This is a genomic window from Pseudomonas putida, from assembly GCF_016406145.1.
Taxonomy (GTDB): domain Bacteria; phylum Pseudomonadota; class Gammaproteobacteria; order Pseudomonadales; family Pseudomonadaceae; genus Aquipseudomonas; species Aquipseudomonas putida_E.
Genome location: NZ_CP066306.1, coordinates 2,337,266 through 2,362,267 on the forward strand (window position 1 = coordinate 2,337,266; position 25,002 = coordinate 2,362,267).

The 25,002-nt window shown below is 62.7% G+C and carries 20 protein-coding genes; 13 read left to right on the top strand and 7 right to left on the bottom strand.

The features are described from left to right. Positions 1 to 220 precede the first annotated feature (220 nt). The 9 genes from JET17_RS10745 to JET17_RS10785 all read left to right on the top strand — a co-directional run bounded on the left by JET17_RS10745 (position 221) and on the right by JET17_RS10785 (position 11,161). Entirely contained in the window at positions 221 to 3,688 is a 3,468-nt protein-coding gene (locus JET17_RS10745; RefSeq protein ID WP_012313995.1) for a response regulator, read from the top strand. Next, positions 3,685 to 4,506, top strand: coding sequence for a CheR family methyltransferase (locus JET17_RS10750; RefSeq protein WP_012313996.1), 822 nt, complete (start codon positions 3,685 to 3,687; stop codon positions 4,504 to 4,506). Before JET17_RS10745 ends, JET17_RS10750 begins: the two co-directional genes overlap by 4 nt. Then, a complete protein-coding gene (locus JET17_RS10755; protein WP_012313997.1) occupies positions 4,503 to 5,078 on the top strand; it encodes a chemotaxis protein CheB in 576 nt (191 codons plus the stop codon). Before JET17_RS10750 ends, JET17_RS10755 begins: the two co-directional genes overlap by 4 nt. Then, positions 5,072 to 6,298: a hybrid sensor histidine kinase/response regulator gene (locus JET17_RS10760; RefSeq protein WP_012313998.1), complete on the top strand. Its 1,227-nt coding sequence runs from the start codon at positions 5,072 to 5,074 to the stop codon at positions 6,296 to 6,298. The genes JET17_RS10755 and JET17_RS10760 overlap by 7 nt, the downstream gene beginning before the upstream one ends. Positions 6,299 to 6,345: 47 nt before the next feature. Continuing rightward, positions 6,346 to 6,723: a response regulator gene (locus tag JET17_RS10765; RefSeq protein ID WP_012313999.1), complete on the top strand. Its 378-nt coding sequence runs from the start codon at positions 6,346 to 6,348 to the stop codon at positions 6,721 to 6,723. Between the two features lie 126 nt (positions 6,724 to 6,849). Then, entirely contained in the window at positions 6,850 to 7,824 is a 975-nt protein-coding gene (gene hemB, locus JET17_RS10770; RefSeq protein WP_012314000.1) for a porphobilinogen synthase, read from the top strand. A gap of 91 nt (positions 7,825 to 7,915) precedes the next feature. Then, a complete protein-coding gene (gene proP / locus JET17_RS10775; protein WP_012314001.1) occupies positions 7,916 to 9,418 on the top strand; it encodes a glycine betaine/L-proline transporter ProP in 1,503 nt (500 codons plus the stop codon). 33 nt (positions 9,419 to 9,451) lie between these two features. Then, positions 9,452 to 10,342 (top strand): LysR substrate-binding domain-containing protein, encoded by an 891-nt coding sequence (locus JET17_RS10780; protein WP_012314002.1) that lies wholly within the window; start codon positions 9,452 to 9,454, stop codon positions 10,340 to 10,342. 114 nt (positions 10,343 to 10,456) lie between these two features. Then, complete coding sequence (locus tag JET17_RS10785) at positions 10,457 to 11,161, top strand: SDR family oxidoreductase (RefSeq protein ID WP_012314003.1); 705 nt, start codon at positions 10,457 to 10,459, stop codon at positions 11,159 to 11,161. Here JET17_RS10785 and JET17_RS10790 read toward each other — a convergent pair whose 3' ends face one another. The 3 genes from JET17_RS10790 to JET17_RS10800 form a co-directional block, all read right to left on the bottom strand. Continuing rightward, positions 11,162 to 11,779 (bottom strand): riboflavin synthase, encoded by a 618-nt coding sequence (locus tag JET17_RS10790; RefSeq protein ID WP_012314004.1) that lies wholly within the window; start codon positions 11,777 to 11,779, stop codon positions 11,162 to 11,164. It lies immediately after the preceding gene. A gap of 120 nt (positions 11,780 to 11,899) precedes the next feature. Further along, positions 11,900 to 13,966: a maltose alpha-D-glucosyltransferase gene (gene treS, locus JET17_RS10795; protein WP_012314005.1), complete on the bottom strand. Its 2,067-nt coding sequence runs from the start codon at positions 13,964 to 13,966 to the stop codon at positions 11,900 to 11,902. An 88-nt stretch (positions 13,967 to 14,054) separates the two neighbouring features. Continuing rightward, positions 14,055 to 14,972, bottom strand: coding sequence for a LysR family transcriptional regulator (locus JET17_RS10800; protein ID WP_012314006.1), 918 nt, complete (start codon positions 14,970 to 14,972; stop codon positions 14,055 to 14,057). A gap of 119 nt (positions 14,973 to 15,091) precedes the next feature. Here JET17_RS10800 and JET17_RS10805 point away from each other — a divergent pair, with 119 nt between their 5' ends. The 3 genes from JET17_RS10805 to JET17_RS10815 all read left to right on the top strand — a co-directional run bounded on the left by JET17_RS10805 (position 15,092) and on the right by JET17_RS10815 (position 17,797). After that, a complete protein-coding gene (locus tag JET17_RS10805; protein ID WP_012314007.1) occupies positions 15,092 to 15,850 on the top strand; it encodes a 5-oxoprolinase subunit PxpA in 759 nt (252 codons plus the stop codon). 91 nt (positions 15,851 to 15,941) lie between these two features. Next, positions 15,942 to 16,829, top strand: coding sequence for a 5-oxoprolinase subunit B family protein (locus JET17_RS10810; protein ID WP_012314008.1), 888 nt, complete (start codon positions 15,942 to 15,944; stop codon positions 16,827 to 16,829). Next, on the top strand, positions 16,826 to 17,797 hold the full coding sequence (locus tag JET17_RS10815; RefSeq protein ID WP_012314009.1) for a biotin-dependent carboxyltransferase family protein: 972 nt from the start codon (positions 16,826 to 16,828) through the stop codon (positions 17,795 to 17,797). The genes JET17_RS10810 and JET17_RS10815 overlap by 4 nt, the downstream gene beginning before the upstream one ends. 74 nt (positions 17,798 to 17,871) lie before the next feature. Here JET17_RS10815 and JET17_RS10820 read toward each other — a convergent pair whose 3' ends face one another. The 3 genes from JET17_RS10820 to JET17_RS10830 form a co-directional block, all read right to left on the bottom strand. Then, entirely contained in the window at positions 17,872 to 20,040 is a 2,169-nt protein-coding gene (locus tag JET17_RS10820; protein ID WP_012314010.1) for a TonB-dependent siderophore receptor, read from the bottom strand. Between the two features lie 165 nt (positions 20,041 to 20,205). Then, positions 20,206 to 21,048 (bottom strand): TIGR03915 family putative DNA repair protein, encoded by an 843-nt coding sequence (locus JET17_RS10825; RefSeq protein ID WP_042111363.1) that lies wholly within the window; start codon positions 21,046 to 21,048, stop codon positions 20,206 to 20,208. Continuing rightward, complete coding sequence (locus JET17_RS10830) at positions 21,039 to 22,259, bottom strand: putative DNA modification/repair radical SAM protein (RefSeq protein WP_012314012.1); 1,221 nt, start codon at positions 22,257 to 22,259, stop codon at positions 21,039 to 21,041. The genes JET17_RS10825 and JET17_RS10830 overlap by 10 nt, the downstream gene beginning before the upstream one ends. A gap of 231 nt (positions 22,260 to 22,490) precedes the next feature. Between JET17_RS10830 and JET17_RS10835 the strand changes: the two genes are divergently transcribed. Beyond that, positions 22,491 to 23,537, top strand: coding sequence for a class I SAM-dependent methyltransferase (locus JET17_RS10835; RefSeq protein ID WP_012314013.1), 1,047 nt, complete (start codon positions 22,491 to 22,493; stop codon positions 23,535 to 23,537). A gap of 219 nt (positions 23,538 to 23,756) precedes the next feature. On the opposite strand, the gene JET17_RS10840 is transcribed toward JET17_RS10835, so the two are convergent. After that, a complete protein-coding gene (locus JET17_RS10840) occupies positions 23,757 to 25,001 on the bottom strand; it encodes a saccharopine dehydrogenase family protein (RefSeq protein ID WP_039602482.1) in 1,245 nt (414 codons plus the stop codon). Between the last annotated feature and the right edge of the window lies 1 nt (position 25,002).

Below are 25,002 nucleotides of genomic sequence, written 5' to 3' on the forward strand. Positions count from 1 at the left end.
TATTCTGTGCGCCGGCCAGCGTCAGAAGTTCCGTGAGGATACCGATCGTTGCGATTGGATGGAACGATTGCTGAAGGTAACCTTCAAATACTGGCTAAATGCCCTGTCGCGGCCAGCAAAGCTGGTTAGACTCGCTGTTAACCGGTGAGCGCGGCGGCATACAAGAACAGGCTTTATCCGCCACACCGTTCAATGGACTTTTTCGCTCGGGCGTTTTCAAATGATTCAAGCAGCCTCGATGGACCAGCAAAGCTTCCGCAAGCTGTTGAGCCGCAACATTGGCTTGCCCCTGGGGGTGGGCCTGCTCGGTGCCGTGGCTTTCGTCGCGGTGATCAACTACCTGTTGTCGGCCATGCAGTGGGTCGAGCACACCGATCGGGTGATCGGCAATGCCAACGAAGCGGTCAAGCTGTCGATCGACATGGAAACCGGCATGCGCGGGTTTCTGATCACCGGTGACGAGCGCTTCCTGGACCCTTACGAGGTCGCCAAACCGAAGATTCAGGGTAGCCTCAACAGCCTGCGCGGCATGGTCGAGGACAACCCTCAGCAGGTCGACCGCATCGACCGCTTGATCGCCCTGCAGCATGCCTGGAATGAGTTTGGCGGCGAGATGATCAACCAGCGCCGCGATGGCGGGGATTACCGACAGTCGGTCATCAACGGTCGCGGCAAACGCATCACCGACGAGATCCGCAAGGAATTCGACGACCTGATCGGCACTGAACAGCAGCTGCGCATGGCCCGCAACGAGAAGGTCAGCAGCGTCACGGTGACCGCCATCTCAGCGTTTTCGCTATTGATCGTTGGCCTGAGCGCTTTGTTGGCTTACCTGGGCCGTCGCGACCTGATGGCGCTGTCTACCAGCTACGATGACAACCTCAAGGCTCAGCAGCGCTCGGCCGAGCGCCTGGAACACCAGGCCTGGCTGCGCAACGGCCAGACCCAGCTGGCCGAGCAGGTGCTGGGGCAGCTGACCCTGCCGATGCTTGGCGAAAACATCCTGCGCTTCTTCGCCAGCTATCTGGGCAGCGTGGTCGGTGCGCTGTACGTGCGCGACGGCCATGGCCGCCTGGTGCGCGTCGCCAGCTATGGCCTGGACGCCGAGGAGCAGGGCCGCGAACAGGTGCTGGCCGCCCACGATGGCCTGCTGTCTCAGGCAGTGCGCGAAGGCCGCCTGCTGCGCCTGGATGACCTGCCCGAGGACTACTACCGCCTCAGTTCCGGCCTGGGGAGCGGCTTGCCGCGCAGTGCCTTGCTGATGCCGGCCATCGATGATGGCCAGATCAATGGCGTGATCGAGCTGGGCTTCCTGCGCCCACTGCAGGAGCGCGACGATGAGCTGATGGAGCGGGTTGGTGGCAACCTCGGCATGTCAATCGAAAGCGCCCGATACCGCCAGCGCCTCCAGGAAGTGCTGGCCGAGACTCAGCAGCTCAACGAAGAGCTGCAGGTGCAGCAGGAAGAACTCAAGACTGCTAACGAGGAGCTTGAAGAGCAGTCCCGCGTGCTCAAGGAGTCCCAGGCCCACCTGGAGACCCAGCAAGCCGAGCTTGAGCAGACCAACGAGCAACTGTCCGAGCGTACCGATGCCCTGGACCGCAAGAACGACGAGCTGATGCAGGCCCAGCAAGAGTTGCAGGCCCGCGCCGATGAGCTGCAGCGTTCGAGCAAGTACAAGTCCGAGTTCCTCGCCAACATGTCCCACGAGTTGCGCACACCGCTCAACAGCTCGCTGATCCTGGCCAAGCTGCTGGCGGAGAACGGCGAGGGCAACCTCAGCGCCGAACAGGTCAAGTTCGCCGAGTCCATCTATTCGGCCGGCAATGACTTGCTCAACCTGATCAACGACATTCTCGACATCGCCAAAGTCGAGGCCGGCAAGCTTGAAGTGCGCCCCGAGACCACTCAGCTGGAGCGCCTGGTCGAAGGCCTGCGCGGCATGTTCCTGCCGCTGGCCGAGCACAAGGGCCTGGCGTTCGAGGTCAACGTCGAGCCCCATGTACCGGTGACACTGTTCACCGACCGCCAGCGCCTGGAGCAGATACTCAAGAACCTGCTGTCCAATGCGATCAAGTTCACCGACCACGGCCAGGTCAGCCTGACCATCAGCCACCAGGCAGGCACCGGCATTGTCTTCGCCGTGCGCGATTCCGGCATCGGTATCGCCGCCGACCAGCAGCAGGCGATCTTCGGTGCCTTCCACCAAGTCGATGGCAGCAGCAACCGCCGATACGGCGGCACCGGGCTGGGCCTGTCGATTTCCCGCGACCTGGCGCATTTGCTGGGTGGACAGATCAGCGTCGACAGCAACCCTGGCCAGGGCAGTGTGTTCAGCCTGACCATGCCGGAGCGCTACGAAGCCGAGGTCGAGGAGGTCGAGGCCCACAGCCTGCGCCCGGCAGTCGACACCTTGCCGCCGGCGCCCAAGGTCGCCACGGCAGCATCGCCGAAACTGCCTGCACCGACCTTCGCCGATGACCGCGAGCACGCCCCGTTCGGCAACCGCTGCATCCTGGTGATCGAGGACGAGCCGAACTTCGCCCGTATCCTCTTCGACCTGGCTCACGAACTGGGCTACAGCTGCCTGGTGGCCCAGGGCGCCGACGAGGGCTTCGCGCTGGCCGCCCAGTACATTCCCGATGCGATCCTGCTGGACATGCGCCTGCCCGACCACTCCGGCCTCACCGTGTTGCAGCGCCTGAAGGAGCTGGCTGCCACCCGGCATATCCCGGTGCACATCATATCGGTGGAAGACCGCGTCGAGGCGGCCATGCACATGGGCGCGGTGGGTTACGCGGTCAAACCGACCAGCCGCGAAGAACTCAAGGAAGTGTTCGCTCGCCTGGAAGCCAAGCTCACCCAGAAGCTCAAGCACATCCTGCTGGTGGAGGATGACGACCTTCAGCGCGAGAGCATCGCCCGCCTGATCGGCGACGATGATGTCGAGATCACCGCTGTGGCCCTGGCCCAGGACGCCCTGGCATTGCTGCGCGAGAACATCTACGACTGTATGATCATCGACCTCAAGCTGCCCGACATGCTCGGTAACGAGCTGCTCAAGCGCATGACGGCAGAAGATATCCGCTCCTTCCCACCGGTGATCGTCTATACCGGGCGCAACCTCACCCGTGAGGAAGAAGCCGAGCTGCTCAAGTATTCACGTTCGATCATCATCAAGGGTGCCCGCTCGCCGGAGCGCCTGCTCGACGAAGTGACGTTGTTCCTGCACAAAGTCGAATCGCAGCTGTCCCATGAACGCCAGCGCATGCTCAAGACCGCGCGCAGCCGTGACAAGGTGTTCGAAGGCCGCAAGGTGCTGCTGGTGGACGACGATGTGCGTAACATTTTCGCCCTCACCAGTGCCCTGGAGCACAAGGGTGCCATCGTCGAGATCGGCCGCAACGGGCGTGAGGCCATCGAACGCCTGGAGCAGCATGACGATATCGACCTGGTGCTGATGGATGTGATGATGCCGGAAATGGACGGCTTCGAGGCTACCCGCCTGATCCGCCAGCAGCCGCGCTGGCGCAAGTTGCCGATCATCGCCGTGACCGCCAAGGCGATGAAGGATGACCAGCAGCGCTGCTTGCAGGCTGGCGCCAATGATTACCTGGCCAAACCGATCGACCTGGACCGCCTGTTCTCGTTGATCCGTGTGTGGCTGCCGCAACTGGAGCGAATTTGATTAGCGAGCGCAACACCGACATCGAGATCAGGCTGCTGATCGAGGCGATCTACCTCAAGTACAGCTACGATTTTCGCAACTACTCCGGCGCGTCTATCAAGCGCCGGATCCTCCATGCCCTGCGCCAGTTCGATTGCCTGACGGTGTCGGCCCTGCAGGAGCGGGTGCTGCACGACCCGGGCATGTTCATGCAGTTGCTGCAGTTCCTGACGATCCCGGTCAGCGAGATGTTCCGCGACCCGAGCCACTTCCTTGCCCTGCGCAACGAAGTGGTGCCGCTGTTGCGCACCTGGCCGTCGATCAAGATCTGGATCGCTGGCTGCAGCACCGGCGAGGAGGTGTACTCGATGGCCATCCTGCTGCGCGAGGAAGGGCTGCTCGAGCGCACCATCCTGTATGCCACCGATATCAACCCGCGTTCACTGGACCGGGCCAAGCAGGGCATCTACTCGATGCAGAGCATGCGCGAGTACGAAGAAAACTACCGCCTGGCCGGCGGGCGCCGCGATTTTGCCGAGTACTACACCAGCGCCTACGGTAACGCCATCATGGACAGCAGCCTGCGCGACAACGTGACCTTCGCCGACCACAGCCTGGCCACAGACAGTGTGTTCTCCGAAACCCAGCTGGTGTCCTGCCGCAATGTGCTGATCTACTTCAACAAGGAGCTGCAGGACCGCGCCCTGGGGCTGTTCCATGAGTCCTTGTGTCACCGTGGCTTTCTGGTGCTGGGCAGCAAGGAATCGGTGGATTTCTCCGCTTACAGCGACCGCTTCGAGCCGCTGGTCAAGCCCGAACGGATCTTCCGGAAATCATGAAGGGCGTAAACGCGGTGGTGATCGGTGCCTCGGCGGGCGGCGTGCAGGCGCTGTTTCAGGTGCTCGGCGGCCTGCCGCCGGCATTCGTGACGCCTGTGCTGTGCGTGCTGCACCTGCCCGATGACCGTCACAGCCATCTGGCCGAAGTGCTGCAGCGGCGCCTGCACAGGCCGGTAAGCGAGGCTCGGGACAAAGAGGCCATCGCCCCTGGCCAGATCTACGTGGCGACCCCTGGTTATCACCTGTCGGTCGAGCAGGATTTGAGCCTGTCGCTGAGCCAGGAGGAACCGGTGCATTTCTCGCGCCCGGCCATTGACTTCCTGTTCATCTCGGCTGCCGATGCCTATGGCGCGGGCCTGTTGGGTGTATTGCTCACAGGCGCCAACGAGGACGGTGCCAAAGGCCTTGCCTACATCAAGAGCAGCGGCGGCCGGACCGTGGTCCAGGACCCCTGCGACGCCCAGGTGGCGCTGATGCCGGAGGCCGCATTGGCGCTCCACCAGCCCGACCTTATTCTTTCTTTGAGCGGTATCGGGCAATTGCTCGCCAACCTGGAATCCAGCGCATGCTAAGGCACATCACCGCCAAACTGCTGATCGTCGACGATCTGCCGGAAAACCTCCTGGCCCTCGACGCCCTGATTCAGGGCCAAGACCGTGAGGTGCACCAGGCCCAGTCTGCGGAAGCCGCATTGTCGTTGTTGCTGGAGCACGAATTTGCCCTGGCCATTCTCGACGTGCAGATGCCGGGCATGAACGGCTTTGAACTGGCCGAACTGATGCGCGGCACGGAAAAGACACGCAATATCCCGATCGTCTTCGTTACCGCTGCCGGGCGCGAGATGAACTACGCCTTCAAGGGCTACGAAAGCGGCGCGGTGGATTTCCTTTACAAGCCGCTCGATACCCTGGCGGTGAAGAACAAGGTTACGGTGTTCGTCGACCTGTACCGCCAGCGCAAGGTGCTCGACAGGCAGTTGCAAGCCCTTGAGCGCAGCCGCCAGGAGCAGGAGCTGCTGCTGACGCAGTTGCAGGTGGCGCGCAGTGAGCTGGAGCATGCGGTACGCATGCGCGACGACTTCATGTCGATCGTAGCGCACGAGGTGCGCACGCCGCTCAATGGCCTTATCCTCGAGACCCAGCTGCGCAAGATGCACTTGGCCCGCGGCAGCCTCGAGGCGTTCAGCGCCGACAAGCTGCAGGCCATGGTCGAGCGCGACGAACGGCAGATCAATAGCCTGATCCGCCTGATCGAAGACATGCTCGATGTGTCGCGCATCCGCACCGGCAAGCTGTCGCTACGGCCTAAACTATTCGACCTCGGCCAGCTGGTGCGTGGCCTGGTGGAAAACTTCACCGCCCAGGCCACCGCACTGGGCACGCATATCGATCTGCAGCGCTGCGATGGCCTGCAGGGTGAGTGGGACGAATTCCGCATTGAACAAGTATTGGCCAACCTGTTGTCCAACGCCTTGCGTTATGGCGAACGCCAGCCGGTCGAGGTGCGGGTATTCGAGCAGGCGGGCATGGCCTGGGTGCAAGTGCAGGATCACGGCATCGGCATCAGTGGCGTGAACCAACAAAGGATCTTCCAGCAGTTCGAGCGCGTGGCCACTCAGCAGGCCAGCGCCGGGCTGGGGTTGGGGCTGTATATCTCGGAGCAGATCGTCCAGGCCCATGGCGGGCAGATCCAGGTGCAGAGCGAAGAAGGCAAGGGCGCCACCTTTAGCCTGCAATTGCCGCTGACGCGGCTGACAGAACAAAACGACCAGGAGCGGGCAACCTCTGCCTGAGCCTGGGGTCAGATGGCCAACTGTAAGAATTTCAAGGCGTTGTTGTCATGAGTGAAGATGCACAAGATGTGGTTTTGGTGGTCGAGGATGAACCGGCAATCCGGATGATCCTGCGTGATTACCTGGCAGGTGAGGGCTATCACGTACTGGTGGCCGAGGATGGTGAACAGGCGTTCGCCATCCTGGCGAGCAAGCCGCACCTGGACCTGATGGTCACCGACTTTCGCTTGCCTGGCGGCATTTCCGGCGTCGAGATCGCCGAGCCTGCGGTGAAGCTGCGACCGGATCTGAAGGTCATCTTCATCAGCGGCTACCCGGCGGAGATTCTCGAGTCGGGCAGCCCCATCGCCCGCAAGGCGCCGATCCTGGCCAAACCGTTTGACCTGGATACCTTGCACAAGCAGATCCAGGACCTGTTGCGCTGAGGCCGTGTACCGGGGCTGACTGCCCCGGCTATTGCCCCGGATGCAAGGCACAATCTCGTCATTGAGCCTTTTCACTGAAGCTCAACAGGCATATGGTGTACGCCGTCCATATTCCCTGGAGCTGTCATGTCCAATCATTTCCCTTCCGTTCGCCCCCGCCGCCTGCGCCAGAACGAGTCGCTGCGCACGATCTTCCAGGAGACGGAATTCCGCCTCGAAGACCTGATCCTGCCAATCTTCGTCGAGGAAGGCATCGACGACTTCGTGCCGATCAGCAGCATGCCGGGGGTCAACCGTATCCCTGAGAAACTGCTGGCCCAGGAAATCGAACGCTACGCTCGCGCCGGCATCAAGTCGGTGATGACCTTCGGCGTTTCGCACAACCTCGATGCCACCGGTAGCGATACCTGGAACGAAAACGGCCTGGTGGCGCGCATGGCTCGCATCTGCAAGGACAGCGTGCCGGAAATGGTGGTGATGTCCGACACCTGTTTCTGTGAGTACACCAGCCACGGCCATTGCGGCGTACTGCACGACCATGGTGTGGACAACGACGCCACCCTGGCCAACCTGGGCAGGCAGGCGGTGGTTGCTGCGGCAGCCGGTGCCGACTTCATCGCGCCGTCGGCGGCGATGGACGGTCAGGTTCAGGCAATCCGTGGTGCACTGGATGCCGCGGGCTTTCACGACACCGCGATCATGGCCTACTCCACCAAGTTCGCCTCGTCGCTCTATGGCCCGTTCCGTGAAGCCGGTGGCACCACGCTCAAGGGTGACCGCAAGAGCTACCAGATGAACCCGATGAACCGCCGCGAAGCGGTGCGCGAGTCGCTGCTCGACGAGCAGGAAGGCGCCGATGTGCTGATGGTCAAACCGGCGGGTGCCTACCTGGACGTGATCGCCGACATTCGCGCCGCGTCACGTTTGCCGCTGGCGGCTTACCAGGTCAGCGGTGAGTACGCGATGATCAAGTTCGGCGGCCTGGCCGGCGCCATCGACGAGGGGCGAGTGGTGCGTGAGAGCATTGGCGCGATCAAGCGTGCCGGCGCCGATCTGATCCTGACCTACTTCGCCATGGACCTGGCCCGCGAAGGCATCTGAGGCCAATACACGCGAGAAATCGCTGAGCGTGGAATTATTTTGTGTCCCTGTGTATCTGATGCCAAAGAGCCTCATTAACAGGGACACAGGGATGAAATCACGCAAGAAAACCGTCAAGCCGATCGGCTTGAAAGACATCACCATCGTCGACGACGCCAAGATGCGCAAGGCGATCACCGCCGCCGCGCTGGGCAATGCCATGGAGTGGTTCGACTTCGGCGTATACGGCTTCGTCGCCTATGCCCTGGGCAAGGTGTTCTTCCCCAACGCCGACCCCAGCGTGCAGATGATCGCGGCCTTGGCCACTTTCTCGGTTCCGTTCCTGATTCGCCCGTTGGGCGGGCTGTTCTTCGGCGCCCTGGGCGACAAGTTCGGCCGCCAGAAGATCCTCGCCGCGACCATTGTGATCATGTCGCTCAGTACCTTCGCCATCGGCTTGATACCGTCCTATGATTCCATTGGCATCTGGGCGCCGATCCTGCTGCTGCTGGCGAAAATGGCCCAAGGCTTCTCGGTGGGTGGTGAATACACCGGCGCCTCGATCTTCGTCGCCGAATACGCACCCGACCGCAAGCGCGGCTTCCTCGGCAGCTGGCTGGACTTTGGCTCGATTGCCGGCTTCGTCCTCGGTGCCGGCGTGGTAGTGCTGATTTCCACCTTCTTGGGCGAGGAAAAATTCCTTGAATGGGGCTGGCGTCTGCCGTTCTTCCTGGCCTTGCCGCTGGGCATCATCGGCCTCTACCTGCGCCATGCGCTGGAAGAGACCCCGGCGTTCCAGCAGCATGTCGAAAAACTTGAACAGGGCGACCGCGAAGGCCTGGCCTCGGGGCCCAAGGTGTCGTTCAAGGAAGTCGCCACTAAACATTGGCGCAGCCTGGTGACGTGCATTGGCGTGGTGATCGCCACCAACGTCACGTACTACATGCTGCTTACCTACATGCCCAGCTACCTGTCGCACAACCTGCACTATAGCGAAGACCACGGTGTGCTGATCATCATCGCGATCATGGTCGGCATGCTGTTCGTGCAGCCGATCATCGGCCTGCTCAGCGACAAGTGGGGCCGCCGCCCGTTCATCATCGTCGGCAGTGTCGGGCTGTTCGCCCTGGCCATCCCGGCCTTCATGCTGATCAACAGCGGTGTGCTTGGGGTGATCTTCGCCGGCTTGCTGATCATCGCCGTGTTGCTCAACTTCTTCATCGGCGTGATGGCGTCGACCCTGCCGGCGATGTTCCCCACCCACATTCGCTACAGCGCCCTGGCCAGCGCCTTCAACATTTCGGTGCTGATCGCCGGCCTGACCCCGACCCTGGCTGCCTGGCTGGTAGAGAGCACTGGTGACCTGTACATGCCGGCGTACTACCTGATGGTGATTGCCGCCATCGGCCTCATTACCGGCCTGACCATGAAAGAAACCGCCAATAAGCCACTGCGTGGCGCTGCCCCAGCGGCCTCGGATATCGATGAGGCGCGTGAGTTGCTGCAGGAGCACCACGACAACATCGAACAGAAGATCGAAGACATCGACGAACAGATTGCCGAGCTTGAGGCCAAGCGCAAGTTGCTGGTGCAGCAACACCCGCGCATCGAGTAGGGTACAGGCCTGTTCACTCAGTAGATAAACTGTATGTCCGAAGGCTTTTCCGCGCTGCCGCCGCTCAATGGGCTACGTGTTTTCGAGGTGGTGGCGCGCCACCTCAATTTCCGCCTGGCAGCCGACGAACTTGGGGTAACCCAGGCCGCCGTGGCGCAGCAGATCCGCGGGCTTGAAGCGAACTTGGGGATCAAGCTGTTCGAGCGCTTGCCCAGGGGCCTGAGCCTGACAGGCGCCGGCCAGCGTTACAGTGTCGATATCCGCAGCGCCTTTGCCTTGATCGGCAGCGCCACCCAGGCGTTGCGCCCGGATGCGTCGCACCTGACGGTGAGTGTCACACCGACCTTCGCGGCAAAGTGGCTGATCCCCAGGTTGTCGTCGTTTGCGCAGCAGCACCCGGACATCGATCTGCAGGTGCTGGCCACCGACCGGCTTTGCCAGTTCCGTCCAGAGGGCGTGGATATTGCCGTACGTTACGGCGTGCCACCGTTCGGGCCGGGACTGCATACCGAGCCGTTTCTTGCCCAGCGCGTGGTAGCCGTCGCCAGCCCGGCGCTGCTCGAGCAACTGGGCAAGCCCGAGGATCTGGAGCAGTTACAGCGTTACCCGTTGCTGCATGATGCCCACAACTTCTGGCCGGGCTTCATCACCGAGGTATTCCACCGGCATTTGCCGCCGGGTGCGAAGAATGTGCGGTTCAACCAGACGTCACTGGCCATCGATGCAGCGATTGCCGGGCAGGGCCTTGCCCTGGCCAGCGAGTTTTTCGTCCACAGCGACCTGCGCGCCGGGCGCCTGGCCCTTGCCTTTGACCAAGTGCTGGACTTGCAACAGGCGTTTTACCTGGTGTGGCCGCGTAATGCCCACCAACCGCCGGCACTGGCAACGGTGCGGGCATGGCTGCTGGAGCAGGCGATGCTTTAATGCAGTAGAAAATCTATCGTTTAGTCGAAGCTTATCTGGCTCTCTGGCAACGTAGGCCAGGTGCTAGTCTGGGCCCATTACCCATGCACACCGCAGGGTTGACCCGGAGGTTTCATGTCCAACGAAAAAGTAGCAATCGTGATCGCCGGCGGCAGTGGTATGGGCGCCGCGGCAGCCAGGCGCCTGGCTGCCGACGGCTTCAATATCGGTATCCTGTCGTCGTCTGGCAAAGGCGAGGCGTTGGCCGAGACGCTGGGCGGGATTGGCGTGACCGGCAGCAACCAGTGCAACGACGACATCAAGCGCCTGGTCGATGCCGTAGTCGCCAAATGGGGCCGTATCGATGTGCTGGTCAACAGTGCAGGCCACGGTCCGCGCGCGCCGATCCTTGAAATCAGCGATGCAGACTGGCACCAGGGCATGGAGACCTACCTGCTCAATGTCATCCGCCCGACGCGGCTGGTCACGCCCATCATGCAGCGCCAGCAGGGTGGGGTAGTGATCAACATTTCCACCGCCTGGGCCTTCGAGCCGAGTGAAATGTTCCCCACCTCGGCCGTATTCCGCGCGGGCCTGGCGGCGTTCAGCAAGATCTTCGCCGACACCTATGCTGCGGACAATATCCGCATCAACAACGTACTGCCGGGCTGGATCGACAGCCTGCCGGCCACTGACCAACGCCGTGACAGCGTGCCGCTCAAGCGCTATGGCAGCAGCGAGGAAATCGCCGCCACCGTAGCCTTCCTGGCCAGCGATGGCGCGGCGTACATCACCGGGCAGAACATCAGGGTCGATGGCGGTATTACCCGCAGCATTTGATCAGGCGCGGGCCAGCGTGGCTTTGAGTGTGCGCTCCACCACATCGACCAGGACCATGGTCTGGTGGTCCACTTCGATGTTGATCAGTTCACCGGCCTGGTAGTTGGCGAAAGTCGTCTGGCGCAGCGTTTCCGGGATCAGGTTGATGGTGACCAAGGTGTCGTCCACGTCGGCGACGGTCAGGCTGCAGCCGTTGACCCCGAGATAACCGCGTGGGAACACGTATTTGGCCCACTCCGGCGGCATGCGGAAGGTGATGAAGGCGCCGGTTTCCTTGATCGACAGCTCGACGATCTCGGCGGTGGTGGCGACATGGCCAGCCATGAGGTGGCCGCCGACTTCGGCGTTCATTTTCGCCGAGCGCTCAATGTTGACGCCTTGGCCTGCTTTGAAGCAGCGCAGGTTGGTGCGCTCCAGGGTGGCTGTCATGGCGTCGAACTTCACTTGGGTGCCGTCAATTTCGGTGACCGACAGACAGGTGCCCTCGACACTGACGCTGGCGCCGATCTTCAGGTCGTCGAGCAGTTCGGGAGTAAGGTCGATGGTGAACTGGTTGTGGCCCGGGTAGGTGGTCACAGCAAGCAGGGGGCGGACGGCCTGGACGATGCCGGTGTACATGTAGTTGCTCCTGGGCTCGGTAAATGATGCCCGGAAACTATGCTCCTGGAGCCGTAAAAGCAAGCCGGCCGGGCCGTGAGCGCCGGCAAACCGGCGCCCACAGGTGTAGCTAATAGCGCCTCAGACGTGCCCACTGCTGTTGACGATTCTCAGGCACAAGGCTTCATACGGATCCAGGTTGATCATCAACCGCCCATCCTCGGTCAGGTCGCCTTCGACCGTCTCGTTGATCATGTCCACCACCGTCCCGGGCGTGAAGCCGGTCAGCAGCAGCTCTTCAGCGATCACCTCCTGCCCGAAGTTCAGCGCGCTGATCTGGATGCCACGCCCGGCCGGTAGCTCATGCACCATCACCAGCAACCCCGGGCTGCTGACCTCGGGCACCAGTACCTGGCGGCTGCTGGCAATACCGTAGGCCTGGCGCACGGCGAGCAGTTTTTTAACTTTGCTGGCAAACGAATCGCTGCTTTCCAGCTGCTGGTCGAGGCTGCCGTACAGTGAGCGTGCGCGCGGCATGCCACGCACCGATGCCTCGGCCTGCGCATCGAGCCCGGCCAGGTCGTATGCGCCACGGTGGATCCAGCGGGTATCGCCATCGGCCATCTTTTGCGCCACCGCCTCGGCCGGCAGCGGCAGGGCGCCGACCAGGTCCCAACCGGACAGTGCGACTACACCGGGCTGCATGGCGTTGTACATCACCAGCAACAGGTGCACCTTCTGGATCAGCTCGATCTCCGCCGGGCCAATCTGGTCCAGGTCACGGATGCCCAAGGCCGCCGTGATCAGGCTGGCGGTGGTGCAGGAGATGCCGTTGGTGACAAAGCGCAAGTTGTAAGGGGCGTGTTCGCCCGAGAGACGTTCGTAGATTTCCTCGCGGATATGTTCGCGCAGGATGTTGCCGGGCAGGGTCTGGCCCCGGTACAGGTACATGTCATGGGCGTGCAGGGTCCAGAAGTGCACCAGCTCGACGGTGAGTTCGTCGTGGTTCTGCAGGGCGTGAATCAACGACGCCGGGTCGATGCCGAAACCGTGCATTTCCTTGAGCATCAGGCGCAGGAACTCGGTATCGCCGGTCAGCAGCGCATGCTGGTAAGCCGGGCGGGTGATGAAGTCATAGGACAGGTCGGCGCCGCCCTTGGACATCTGCGCGATGTCGTCCAGGGTCAGGTTCAGCTCCTGGAAGCTGAACCCGCCGGCCTTGCGGATCATGCCACCGATCAGCTGGTTACCCACGATCGACAGCGGGTGGCTTTCTGACCAGGCGGTACCACTGGCGCAGGTCTCGACCCCGAGAAAACCGTTGGCATCCAGGCGCAGGCCGCGCGCGCCCAGGCAGTCCAGCGCATGCAGGGCGTCGCCGATGATCATTTGCTGGGCGGCAAAGCTTGGGTCCAGCCAGTTCAGCGACGGCTGGCCATCCTTGAAGTAGTGCAGGTAGACCCAGCGCCGCGTCTTGCCATCGACACCAGTGATCGGTGGCGTTGCGCTCCAGTCGGTCTCCTTCACGCCAGGCTCGAAGAAGATCACCCGTTGCAGCTGGCCGACGATGTAGTGGTGTGCCTTGAGTTCGTCGCACTGTGCGGGCAGCAGGTTGACCGAATCACGGCCAGGGGGCACGTCCGGCAGCAGCGGCCAGTCTTCCTCACGGATCTCGACCATGTGGTACAGCCCTGGATAGGCGCCGTGGGCCAGCTCGGCCAGGCGGAAATCGGCGCCCTTGCCGGTGTGCGAGGGGATCAGGTCGTCGATGGTCACGGCATTGTGCGCCGCCGCCATGCGGCTCATCTGCACCAGCTCCTGTTCACTGCCGTAGAGCGGGTCGATGTCGAAGCTGATGCGGTCGAAATTGCCGTCCACGCTGGGGGTGAAGTCGCGCCCGCTGACACCGCCGGACTGTTTGATGGGGCCTGTGTGAATGCCCTGCACGCCAATTTCCGACAGGCGCTTCCACAAGGCTTCGTGGCCCAGCGCGCCGAGCACCGAGCAGCCTTCAGGCGCGATGATCGCGTCGGGATAGACGGTGAGCCATACCGACGCAATGTCGGTGGCGCGGCGTGGCTGCGTTTCGGCGTAGGGGTTCATCCACAGGCGCGATTGCCCTGAATACAGCCGGGCTCGCTCCTGCGAGGCCTTGAGCATGGAGCGTTCTTCGAGCCATTTGACGTATGACGGGTCTGGTTGAGTCATTTCGCGTCCTCTCTGCGTGGCTGCACCGGCCAAGTTATGACGACGACGGCGCCTGAACGTTCGGCTGAGGTATCAAGGCCCTGGCCATTCAGCGCCGAGCCGACAACTGCTGTGGCGCCAGGAAGGCGTCATGAAAGTAGTTGCGCAGCGCCAGCATCGCCGGGCTGAATGCCCGCTCGCGGTGCCAGGCCAGGCCCACGCTCATGGGCGTTACCGGGTCGCTGATGGTTACGGTCTCGATGCGCTTGCCTTCGAGCGACCAGGGCCGGTGCACCAGGTCCGACAGGATCGCCACGCCGCTGCCATTGGCTACCATACTGCGCACCGCCTCGACCGAACTGGTGCGCACCCGCACGCTCGGCCGCTGGCCGGCCAGCTCCCAGTAACGCATGGCGCTCTGCTCGGCTTCGTCCACAGTCAGCAGGATGAACGGCTCACGCGCAACATCGGCCAGGCTCACCGTAGAGCGCTCGCACAGCGGATGGTGGCTGGGCAGCCACAGCCGGCGCTCGGAGTTGAACAGGGTTTCGGACACGATATCCGGGTGGGTGAGGTTGGCGGTGAGCACCACCGCCATGTCGAAGCGGCCTTCCAGCAGCCCTTGCTCGATGGCGCTGCGCTCCTGCTCGTGTACCTGGAGGTTTACGTCCGGGTGCCAGTGTTCCAGGCGTTGCAAGTGGTGCGGCAGGAAATAGCCGATCACCGTGTAACTCGCCGCCAGGCGCAGCAGGCCGCTGGCGCGCACGTCCGGCAGCGGGCTGTTGAGTGCGTCATCGACACTGCGCAGGATCACATAGGCGCGGTTGAGAAAATGCCGGCCCGCATCGGTCAGGCTCATGCCTTGCGCCGAGCGCTGGAACAACAACACCCCGAGCATTGCCTCCAGTTCCTTGATCGCGGTGGTGACCGCCGATTGGGAAATGTTGAGGTGGATGGCGGCCTGGGAAATCTGGCCGATCTCGGCGGTGGCGACGAAGTAGCGAACCTGGCGCAAGGTCAGTGACACGGGAGACTCCTGGGTATCTGTTTTTCAGAAGACACCCTATCTGTTTATAGATCTTCCCAAGGGGGTTGTGGAGAATCTAACGTGACCTTCACACCGTCACAAGCACCGGGAGCGTAGGCATGCAGGCAGTAGACTTCAATTCTGACATGGGCGAGGGCTTCGGCCCGTGGACCATCGGCGACGGCGTCGACAACGAACTGATGGCCTTCATCAGTTCGGCCAACATCGCCACCGGCTTTCATGCCGGCGACCCTGGCACCATGCGTCGCACCGTCGAACGGGCCAAGGCGCTGGGCGTGGCGGTAGGCGCTCACCCGGGTTTTCGTGACCTGGTCGGGTTTGGCCGCCGGCACATCAACGCACCGGCTCAGGAGCTGGTCGACGACATGCTGTACCAGTTGGGTGCGCTGCGTGAAATTGCCCGTGCGCAGGGCGTGAAACTGCAACACATCAAGCCCCATGGTGCCCTGTACATGCACCTGGCCCGTGATGAGGAAGCCGCCCGGTTGCTGGTGCAGAACCTGCAGGTGATCGAGCCGCAGCTGTTGCTGTACTGCATGCCTGGCTCGGTGATCTGCCGGGTTGCGCAGGCACTCGGCCAGCCGGTGGTGCGTGAGTTCTATGCTGACCGTGAGTACGACCAGAGCGGTTCCATCGTGTTTACCCGCAATGTGCGTGGCCATCAGCCGCAGGCGGTCGCCGAGCGCGTGCTGCGGGCTTGCCGCGAGGGCGTGGTCCGTACGGTCGAGGGCCAGGACCTGGCCATCGAATTCGACTCGATCTGCCTGCACAGTGATACCCCCGGCGCGCTCGACCTGGTCGAAGCCACACGCGCGGCGCTGGACGCCGCCGGGATTGAGGTGCGCACGCCCCGTTGAGGTTCAAGGCACCCGGTGCTCAGACACCGGTGCCGCTGCACTGCATTGTTTTTGCCTGCCTTACGATAAAGATTCCAAAAAAGGAGCAGACATGGCCGAGCCGCTTGCCAGTACCCCGATCCGCTACAGCTTTGGTGCCGACGAGCACCTGTTTGCCGAGGTCAGCGACAGTATGTCGCTCGAGGCGTTCTTCAAGGGCATGGCCGTCACCCGGGCGGTGGAGCGCCTGGCGCTGGAGGGCGTGCTGGACATTTGCCTGGCCAACGCCTCGTTCCAGATCCGCTTCGACCCCGACCGCATCGCCCCCGACGTGCTGCTTGCAGCGGTGCGCGGTGCAGAGGCCGAGGCGGTCGCCGAACGCGCGTTGCACACCCGGATCATCGAGATCCCGGTGCTGTACAACGACCCCTGGACCCATGAAACCCTCATGCGCTTTCGCGACCGCCACCAGGACCCGAACAGTACCGACCTCGAATACGCGGCGCGCATCAATGGCCTGGCCGATGTCGATGCCTTCATCGCCGCGCACAGTGGCGCGCCTTGGTTCGTGTCGATGGTCGGCTTTGTCGCCGGCCTGCCGTTCATGTTCCAGATGGTCGAGCGCGAGCGTCAGTTGCAGGTGCCCAAGTACCTGCGCCCACGCACCGACACGCCGAAGCTGACCCTGGGCCACGGCGGTTGTTTCGGCTGCATCTATTCGGTGCGCGGGGCAGGGGGCTACCAGATGTTCGGCGTTACCCCGGCGCCGATCTACGACCCGCAGCAAGGCCTGAACTACCTGAAGGAGCACATGGTGTTCTTCCGCCCAGGGGACATCGTGCAGTTCAAACCCATCGACCGTCAGGCCTACGACCAAGCGGTGGCGGATGTCGAGGACGGCCGTTTCGACCTGCGCATTCGCCCGGTAGAGTTTTCCCTCGATGCTTTCCTGGCCGACCCGGTCGGCTATCCCAAGTCCTTGCAGGAGGTGTTGGCATGATCAAGGTACTCAAGCCTGGCCTGGCAACTTCGGTGCAGGACCTGGGCCGTGAAGGCTATTACCACCTGGGTATCCCGCCCTCCGGTGCGCTTGATCAATATGCGCTGCGCGCCGCCAATCAGCTGGTCGGCAATCCGGCGGGTACTGCTGGCCTTGAATGCGCGCTGGTGGGGCCGGAGCTGGAGTTTCTGCAGGATGCGCTGGTGGCGGTGTGTGGTGCACAGATGCCGGTGCTGCTCGATGGCCGCGAACAGCGCCCTGACACTTCGTTTGCAGTCAGGGCAGGCCAGGTGCTGCGCTTCGCCTTCCCCACAGCCGGGGCACGTGCCTACCTGGCAGTCGCGGGCGGCATCGATGTGCCAGAAGTGCTGGGCAGCCGGTCCACTTACGCCTTGGGCGCGCTGGGCGGTTTTCACGGTCGCAAGCTGCTGGCAGGCGATGTATTGCCGGTCGGTGTGCCCAGCGCCAAAGCCCGTGCCGGAGCCAGTTTGCCAATGGCGCTGCGCCAGGCACTGGGTGGGGAAGTGGTGTTGCGCGTGGTGCCGGGGCTGTACTTCCACCGCCTGACTGATGCTGCGGCGAAAAGCTTTTTCACCGATGCCTGGACGGTGGGCTCCGAGGCCGACCGCATCGGCTACCGTTACAAGGGCGGCAACGCACTGGGTTTCCAGCCGCGAGAGCAGCCATTCGGCGCAGGTTCGGACCCGTCCAATATCGTCGACAGCTGCTACCCGATCGGCTCGATACAAGTGCCAGCCGGGCTGGAACCGATCATTCTGCACCGCGATGCAGTGTCCGGTGGTGGGTACGCCATGATCGGCACGGTGATCAGTGCCGACCTGGACCTGATCGGGCAGATGCAGCCGAACCAGCAGGCGCGGTTCTTGCCGGTGAGCATGGAGGATGCGCTTGAGGCGCGGCGGTCGTATAAGAAGAGGCTGGGGTATCTGAGCAAATTGTTCGGCTGATTGGTGGGGGCCTGTACCGGCGTCTTCGCGGGTTGTGCTGCGAAGCGTCCGGTACAGGCTGGCAACCCGTCAGGTCAGAAGCTGTACTTGGCCGTCAGCATCATGTTGCGCGGCGCGCCCCAGGTGTCGCCGGCATAGTTGACCGAGTTGGCCACAGCCGAGTAGTACTTGCGATCGAACACGTTGTTGGCGTTGAGTTGCAGGTCGAGGTGCTTGTTGACCTGGTAGCCGGCCATCAGGTCGGTGACCGCGTACGACCCCTGGACCAGGCGGTACTCGCTGCCATCGGCAACGGTGAAGTCGTTGTAGATGCGGCTCTGCCAGGAGATGTTGCCACCGATGCGCAGCTTCTCAAGCGGGCCCTCGAAGCGGTAGGTGGTGGTCAGCTTGAACAGGTGCTCGGGGGTATCGGTGTCGAAGCGCTGGTTGACGTTGCCTGGGTTGGCGGCGTCCTTGAGGGTGTGGACGCGGGCATAAGTGTAGCCGGCACCGACCTGCCAGTTGCGGGTCAGCGCACCTTGCAGCTCCATGTCGATACCTTGGCTGCGTACCTCGCCAGAGGCGACGTAGCAGTTGGTCGGGTCGCTGCAGCCGGCCAGGTCGGTCTGCGAAACGCCACGGTTTTCCTGGTCGATACGGAACAGCGCCACGCTGGCATTGAGGGCGCCATCGAAGTACTCGCCCTTGACGCCGATTTCATAGTTCTTGCCCTCGACCGGCTTGAGCGGGCTGCCGGAAGCGTCCTTGTACTCCTGCGGGTTGAAGATGTCGCTGTAGCTGACATACACCGAGTGATGATCGTCCAGGTCGTAGATCAGGCCCGCGTAGCGAGTGACGTTGCGCGTGACTTTGTAATCGGCGCTGGCACTTTCCTTGTTGTCATAGTCATACCAGTCCAGGCGGCCGCCCAGGATCAGCTTCAGCGGATCGGCCAGGCTCAGCCGGGTGGTCATGTACACGCCTTCCTGGGTGGTGACTTCGCGTACGTTGTTGGTGTGCACGAAGTTCGGCTTGCCGCCATCGATCGGCCAGTTGGTGTCGTATGGGCTGTAGTTGCGTGTGTCCATGTCGTAGATGCGCTTGCTGGCGCCCACCACCAGCTCGTGGGTGCGGCCAAACGCTTCGAACGGGCCGCTGACGAAGCCGTCAAGGCCGGCCTGGTTTTCCTGGTGCTTGGACTGGTAAGCGGTGCGGGACAACGGCTTATTGAGCCCGGCCCAGCGCGACTGGTAGGAGCCGGTGAAGGTGCCGTCTTGCTGGGAATAGTTGGCGTTGACCTGAAGTTTCCAGTCATTGGCCAGGCGCTGCTGCACTTCGGCGAATACGGTGTTGATCTCCTGATCCTTGTTTTCCCAGTCACTGCCTGGGTTGTAGGAACGCGAGAAGTCCATGTGGTGGCCGTTCAGGGCGGTTGGCATGGCGCCCCAGAAGTTGTTGGTCTGGTCTTTCTGGTGAGAGAAGCCGAGGGTCAGTGTGGTGTCTTCGGACAGGTCCGCCTCGGTGATTGCATAGAACAGGCCGTGGTCTTGTTCGACGTCATCGATGTAGCTGTTGGCCCCCCGGTATGACGTCACCACGCGGCCGCGCAGTGTGCCACTGTCGTTGAGCGGGCTGGAGGCATCGATTTCGCCGCGGTAGTCGTCCCAGCTGCCAGCGGCGCCGGTCAGGGTGACCTTCTGTTCGGCCAGCGGACGCTTGCGTACCAGGTTGATGGCCGCCGAAGGGTTGCCGGAGCCGGTGATCAGGCCGGTCGCACCGCGGACGATCTCGACGCGGTCGAACATGGCCAGGTTAGGCTGGGCACCTACGGTATACGGCTTGTAACCGCTCGGAATGCCGTCGTACATCAGGTTGTCGATGTCAAAGCCACGCGAGATGTAGTTTTGCCGACCTGGACCGCCGGAATAGTCAAGGAACAGCCCTGGCGTAGCCTTGACCACGTCGTTGATGCTGGTCATCGCCTGGTCGTCCATGCGCTGACGGGTAATCACGGTCACCGCCTGCGGTGTTTCACGCAGGCTCAATGGCAGCTTGGTGGCGGTGGCCATGGAACCTGTGGTGTAGGACTGCGAACCCTCGGTGGTGCTGCCCAGCCGATCGGAGCTGATCTCGGTGGCGCCCAACACCAGCGTGGTGGGCTGGTCGTCTTCGGCCAAGGCCGGTGTGACGATGGCCATGCACACGGCCATGGCGAGCAGGTTGCGGGCAGGGAGATGGCGCGAGGGCGCGAGTGGCGACGGCATTGGGGGTGGGTTCCTGTACATTGTTAAACGTTATTGAAAGTGTGTATGAGAACGATTAACAATAAGTTTGTCAGGATTTGCCTGCCCTTGAAAGATTGGGATGCAGGAATTTTTACCTTTTTTTCACATTTGTGGCGGTGGCCGGGCGGCTTCGTGCAGAGGGGATCAGGGTTCAGTGCGGTTTATCGTCTTGCCCTGCTGCACAGCCACTTCCGCAGCCTGGCCATCACGTTGCTTGCCTTGGCGCGCCAACCCTTCCAGTTGCGGGATCAGCATGCCTTCGGGCAAATGTCGCCAGAAACGCCCCGGCATGTGCAGGCGCAAGGCATCCGGGTTGAGGCGGGCGGGGTTGAAGGTATGGCGGTAGTAGGTCCGCCACAGCTCGGCACCCGGGTCATCGGCATTGCGCGCCCACTGCCGCCAGGCGTCCGGGCAGTGCCGCTGGTAATCGAAACCCTGGCCGTCGAAGCGAATACCGTCCTGCGGTGTGGCGATCAACCAGCGCTGGCGCCCCAGGCGGTCGGCGAAGTGCGCGCTGGCACTGGGCAGAATGTCATGGGCCGGCTCGTGATAGGCCACCAGGTCCAGTTGCAGTTGCTCGGCAAGTGCTGGTGGCAAGGGTACGAAACGCACGAACGCGTGCAAGTGATGTGCTTCACGGCTGACCTGCTTGATACGCCGGTGCAGTTCACTGCCCAGGCGGTCGCCCGCAAGCATTGCCGTGCGGTCACCGTGGGCCACGCGCCAGAGCACTTCGTACAGCAGGTTCCAGCGTTGCTCGCCCCGGTAGCGCGATGCCTGTTCCAAGAGGCTCAACAGCGCCGCCGGTACCGTGGCGCGAAACGGGCCGGGCCCGTCTGGCAGGGGGGCAGGCACCGCCAGGAGATCGTCGATCGGGCCTTGCGACCAGGTCACTTGCGCCGGGTCGATGCCGTGCCCGAGCAGCGTGCGGGCCTGGTCGCGCCAGGTGCTGAAGCGCTCGTCACAGTCGAGCGCGATCACCCCCACAACCCCATCTGCACCGGCGCCTGTGGTTCACGCAGGCGCTCGCGCAGCAGGCCGCTGCGCAGCTCCGCCTGGCCTGGGCGGTAGTCGCTGGTGATGATGAATGGCCGGGCCTTGTCGAGCACGCAGCGCAGCTGGATCAGGTCGTCGTAGCGCACGCGCCGTTCCCGGCGCAGCGCCACCAGCCGCTGCACACTGCGCAGGCCGATGCCGGGGATACGTGCCAGCAGCGCGGGCTCGGCACGGTTCACATCCAGTGGGAACACCTCACGGTTGGCCAGCGCCCAGGCAAGCTTGGGGTCGATGTCAAGCGCCAGGTTAGCCTCCTGGCCAAGCAACTCACCCGCTTTGTAGCCATAGCCGCGCAACAGGAAGTCTGCCTGGTACAAGCGGTGCTCGCGCAGCAGCGGTGGAGCTGCCAGCGGCACGCTGCCGGGGCTGTCGGGTATCGGGCTGAAAGCTGAGTAATACACGCGCTTGAGGCCGTAACCCTGGTACAGCGACTCGGCGTTGCGCAGCAGTGTGCTGTCGTCAGTGGCGTCGGCGCCGACGATGACCTGGGTGCTTTGCCCGGCCGGGGTGAAGCGCGGTGCTTTCGGTTCGCCCGCCACGGCTTGCTGCCCCTGGTGGATGACGCCCATGGCCTGGCGAATGGTATGGGCGTGTTTTTCCGGGGCCAGGCGCTTGAGGCTGGCATCGGTGGGCAGTTCGATATTGACGCTGAGGCGGTCGGCCAGGCGCCCGGCTTCCTCGATCAGCAGTGGGTCGGCGTCGGGGATGGTCTTGAGGTGGATGTAACCCCGGAAGTTGTGCTCCTCACGCAGCAGGCGCGCCACGCGGATCAACTGTTCCATGGTGTAGTCGGCCGAGCGGATGATGCCGGAGCTCAGGAACAGGCCACTGATGCAGTTGCGCCGGTAGAAATCCAGGGTCAGGCGCACCACTTCCTCGGGCGTGAAACGTGCCCGCGGCACGTTGCTGGAGCGGCGATTGACGCAATATTGGCAGTCGTACAGGCAGAAGTTGGTCAACAGCACCTTGAGCAGCGAAACGCAGCGCCCGTCCGGTGTATAGCTGTGGCAGATGCCCATGCCATTGGTGGCGCCCAGGCCGTTGCTGCCGCGCGAGCTGCGTTTGGGCGCGCCACTGCTGGCACAGGACGCGTCGTACTTGGCGGCATCGGCGAGGATGCCAAGCTTGGCAATGAGCTGCATGAGGGTGTCTCGTGATACTGAATATTCATACAGTATTTTGAGAATGGACTGAATGCAAGTGGCGCAGCAGCCCTGTCAAACGTTACGACCCGCTCAGTCAGGACATCTAAACTTACAAACAGCCCGCCGCGGTTGCCATCACGGCGAGCCCTCACACCTTAATCCGACCACCGCGACCCCGGACCGGACATCCCTCGCTGACGGTGGCCTTCTTGCAGAGGAGGGCAGGTCATGGACGAGGCAAGGCTTCATGATTTCATGGGCAAGCTGGTGGGAGACATGGGCGCTGCGGCGACCCTGGCCAATGTGATACTTGGCGACGAACTGGGGTTGTACCGGGCCATGGCTGATAGTCAGCCGGTCACCCCCGAAGTGCTGGCGGCCCGGACCGGCTGCCACCCACGGCTGGTGCGCGAATGGCTCAACGCTCAGGCCGCGTCCGGCTATGTGGTCCATGAGCAGGGCAGGTTCGTGCTGCCCGAGGAGCAGGCCATGGCACTGGCCCTGGAGGACTCACCGGCCTATATGGCGGGTGGCGCGGCGGTGGTGGCCGCGCTGTTCCACGACAAGGACAAGCTGGTGGCTGCCATGCGCGGTGATGGCGGGCTGGCCTGGGGCGACCATCACCCCTGCATGTTCAGCGGTACCGAGCGTTTCTTCCGGCCCGGCTATCGCACCTTCCTGGTGGCCGACTGGCTGCCGGCGCTTGACGGAGTGGTGGCCAAGCTGCAGGCCGGCGCCAAGGTCGCGGATGTCGGTTGCGGGCATGGCGCTTCGACGCTGGTCATGGCCCAGGCGTTTCCAGCATCGACCTTCATCGGCTATGACTACCATACGCCGTCCATCAGCACGGCCCGCGAACGCGCCAGTGAGGCCGGTTTGACCCCGCAGGTGAGTTTCCAGCAGGCTTCGGCCAAGGATTATCCGGGCAGCGATCATGATCTGGTGTGCTTCTTCGATTGCCTGCACGACATGGGCGACCCCGTTGGCGCTGCACGGCATGCCTACCAGGCGTTGAAGCCCGGTGGCACGGTGATGCTGGTTGAGCCCTATGCCGAGGACACGCTGGACGGCAACCTGACGCCGGTCGGTCGCCTGTTCTATGCCGCGTCGACGTTTATCTGTACACCGAATTCGCTGTCTCAGGAGGTTGGGCTGGGGCTCGGCGCACAGGCCGGGGAGGCGCGCTTGCGGGCGGTGTTCGAGGAGGCGGGGTTCACGCAGTTCCGGCGGGCGACACAGACACCGTTCAACCTGATACTGGAAGCCAGGAAGTAGGCGTAGATCAATGCTGGCCTCATCGCCGGCAAGCCGGCTCCCACAGGAACACCACTGGCCTTGAGAGCAGTGGCAGGCACACCACCGGGCTTGAGTGAGGTGGCAGACACACCACTGCCCTTCAGAGCAGTGGTTAGCCTGTGGGAGCCGGCTTGCCGGCGATGAGGCCGGTGCAGACAAAAAGAAGGGGCGCCCTGTTGGCGCCCCTTCTCTTGCTGCTTAGGCTTCAGCGTCCCAAGGACGATCGCCTTTTTCATCTTTCACGCGGGTCGGCAGGCCCATGACATCCAGCGCCTTGAGGAACGGCTCGGCTGGCAGCTCCTCGACGTTGACCATGCGCTTGGCATCCCACTCGCCGCGGGCAACTAGCAGGGCCGCAGCCACCGGCGGTACACCGGCGGTGTAGGAGATACCCTGGCTGTCGGTCTCAGCGTAGGCCTCTTCGTGGTCGGCCACGTTGTAGATGAACACTTCACGCGGCTGACCATCCTTGGTGCCCTTTACCAGGTCACCGATGCAGGTCTTGCCGGTGTAGCCCGGGGCAAGCGAAGCCGGGTCAGGCAGCACGGCCTTGACCACTTTCAGCGGCACCACTTCCAGGCCTTCAGCGGTCTTGACCGGTTGCTCGGAAAGCAGGCCAAGGTTCTTCAGCACGGTGAACACATTGATGTAGTGCTCGCCGAAGCTCATCCAGAAGCGCACGTTCGGCACGTTCAGGTTCTTCGAGATCGAGTGGACCTCGTCGTGACCGGTCAGGTACAGGTTCTGCGAACCCACGACCGGCAGGTCGTCGGTACGCTTGACCTCGAACATGGTGTTGCTGGTCCACTGGCTGTTCTGCCAGCTCCATACTTGCCCGGTGAACTCGCGGAAGTTGATTTCCGGGTCGAAGTTGGTGGCGAAGTACTTGCCGTGGGATCCAGCATTGACGTCGAGAATATCGATCGAGTCAATGCTGTCGAAATACTGTTGCTGCGCCAGTTTTGCGTAGCTGTTCACCACACCCGGGTCGAAACCGACGCCGAGAATGGCGGTGATGTTCTTCTCTTGGCATTCTTCGAGGTGTTTCCACTCGTAGTTGCCATACCAGGGCGGCGTCTCGCAAATCTTGCCCGGTTCTTCGTGGATCGCGGTGTCCAGGTAGGCGACACCGGTATCGATGCAGGCACGCAGCACCGACATGTTGAGGAAGGCGGAGCCCACGTTGATCACGATCTGCGATTCAGTCTCGCGGATCAGTGCCTTGGTTGCCTCGACATCGAGGGCGTTGAGCGAGAAGGCCTGGATGTCGGCGGGTACCTTGAGGCTACCCTTGGCCTTGACGCTGTCGATGATGGCCTGGCATTTGGAGATGTTCCGCGACGCAATGGCAATACGACCGAGTTCGTCGTTATGCTGCGCGCACTTGTGGGCCACCACCTTGGCGACACCTCCTGCACCAATGATAAGAACGTTCTTCTTCAAT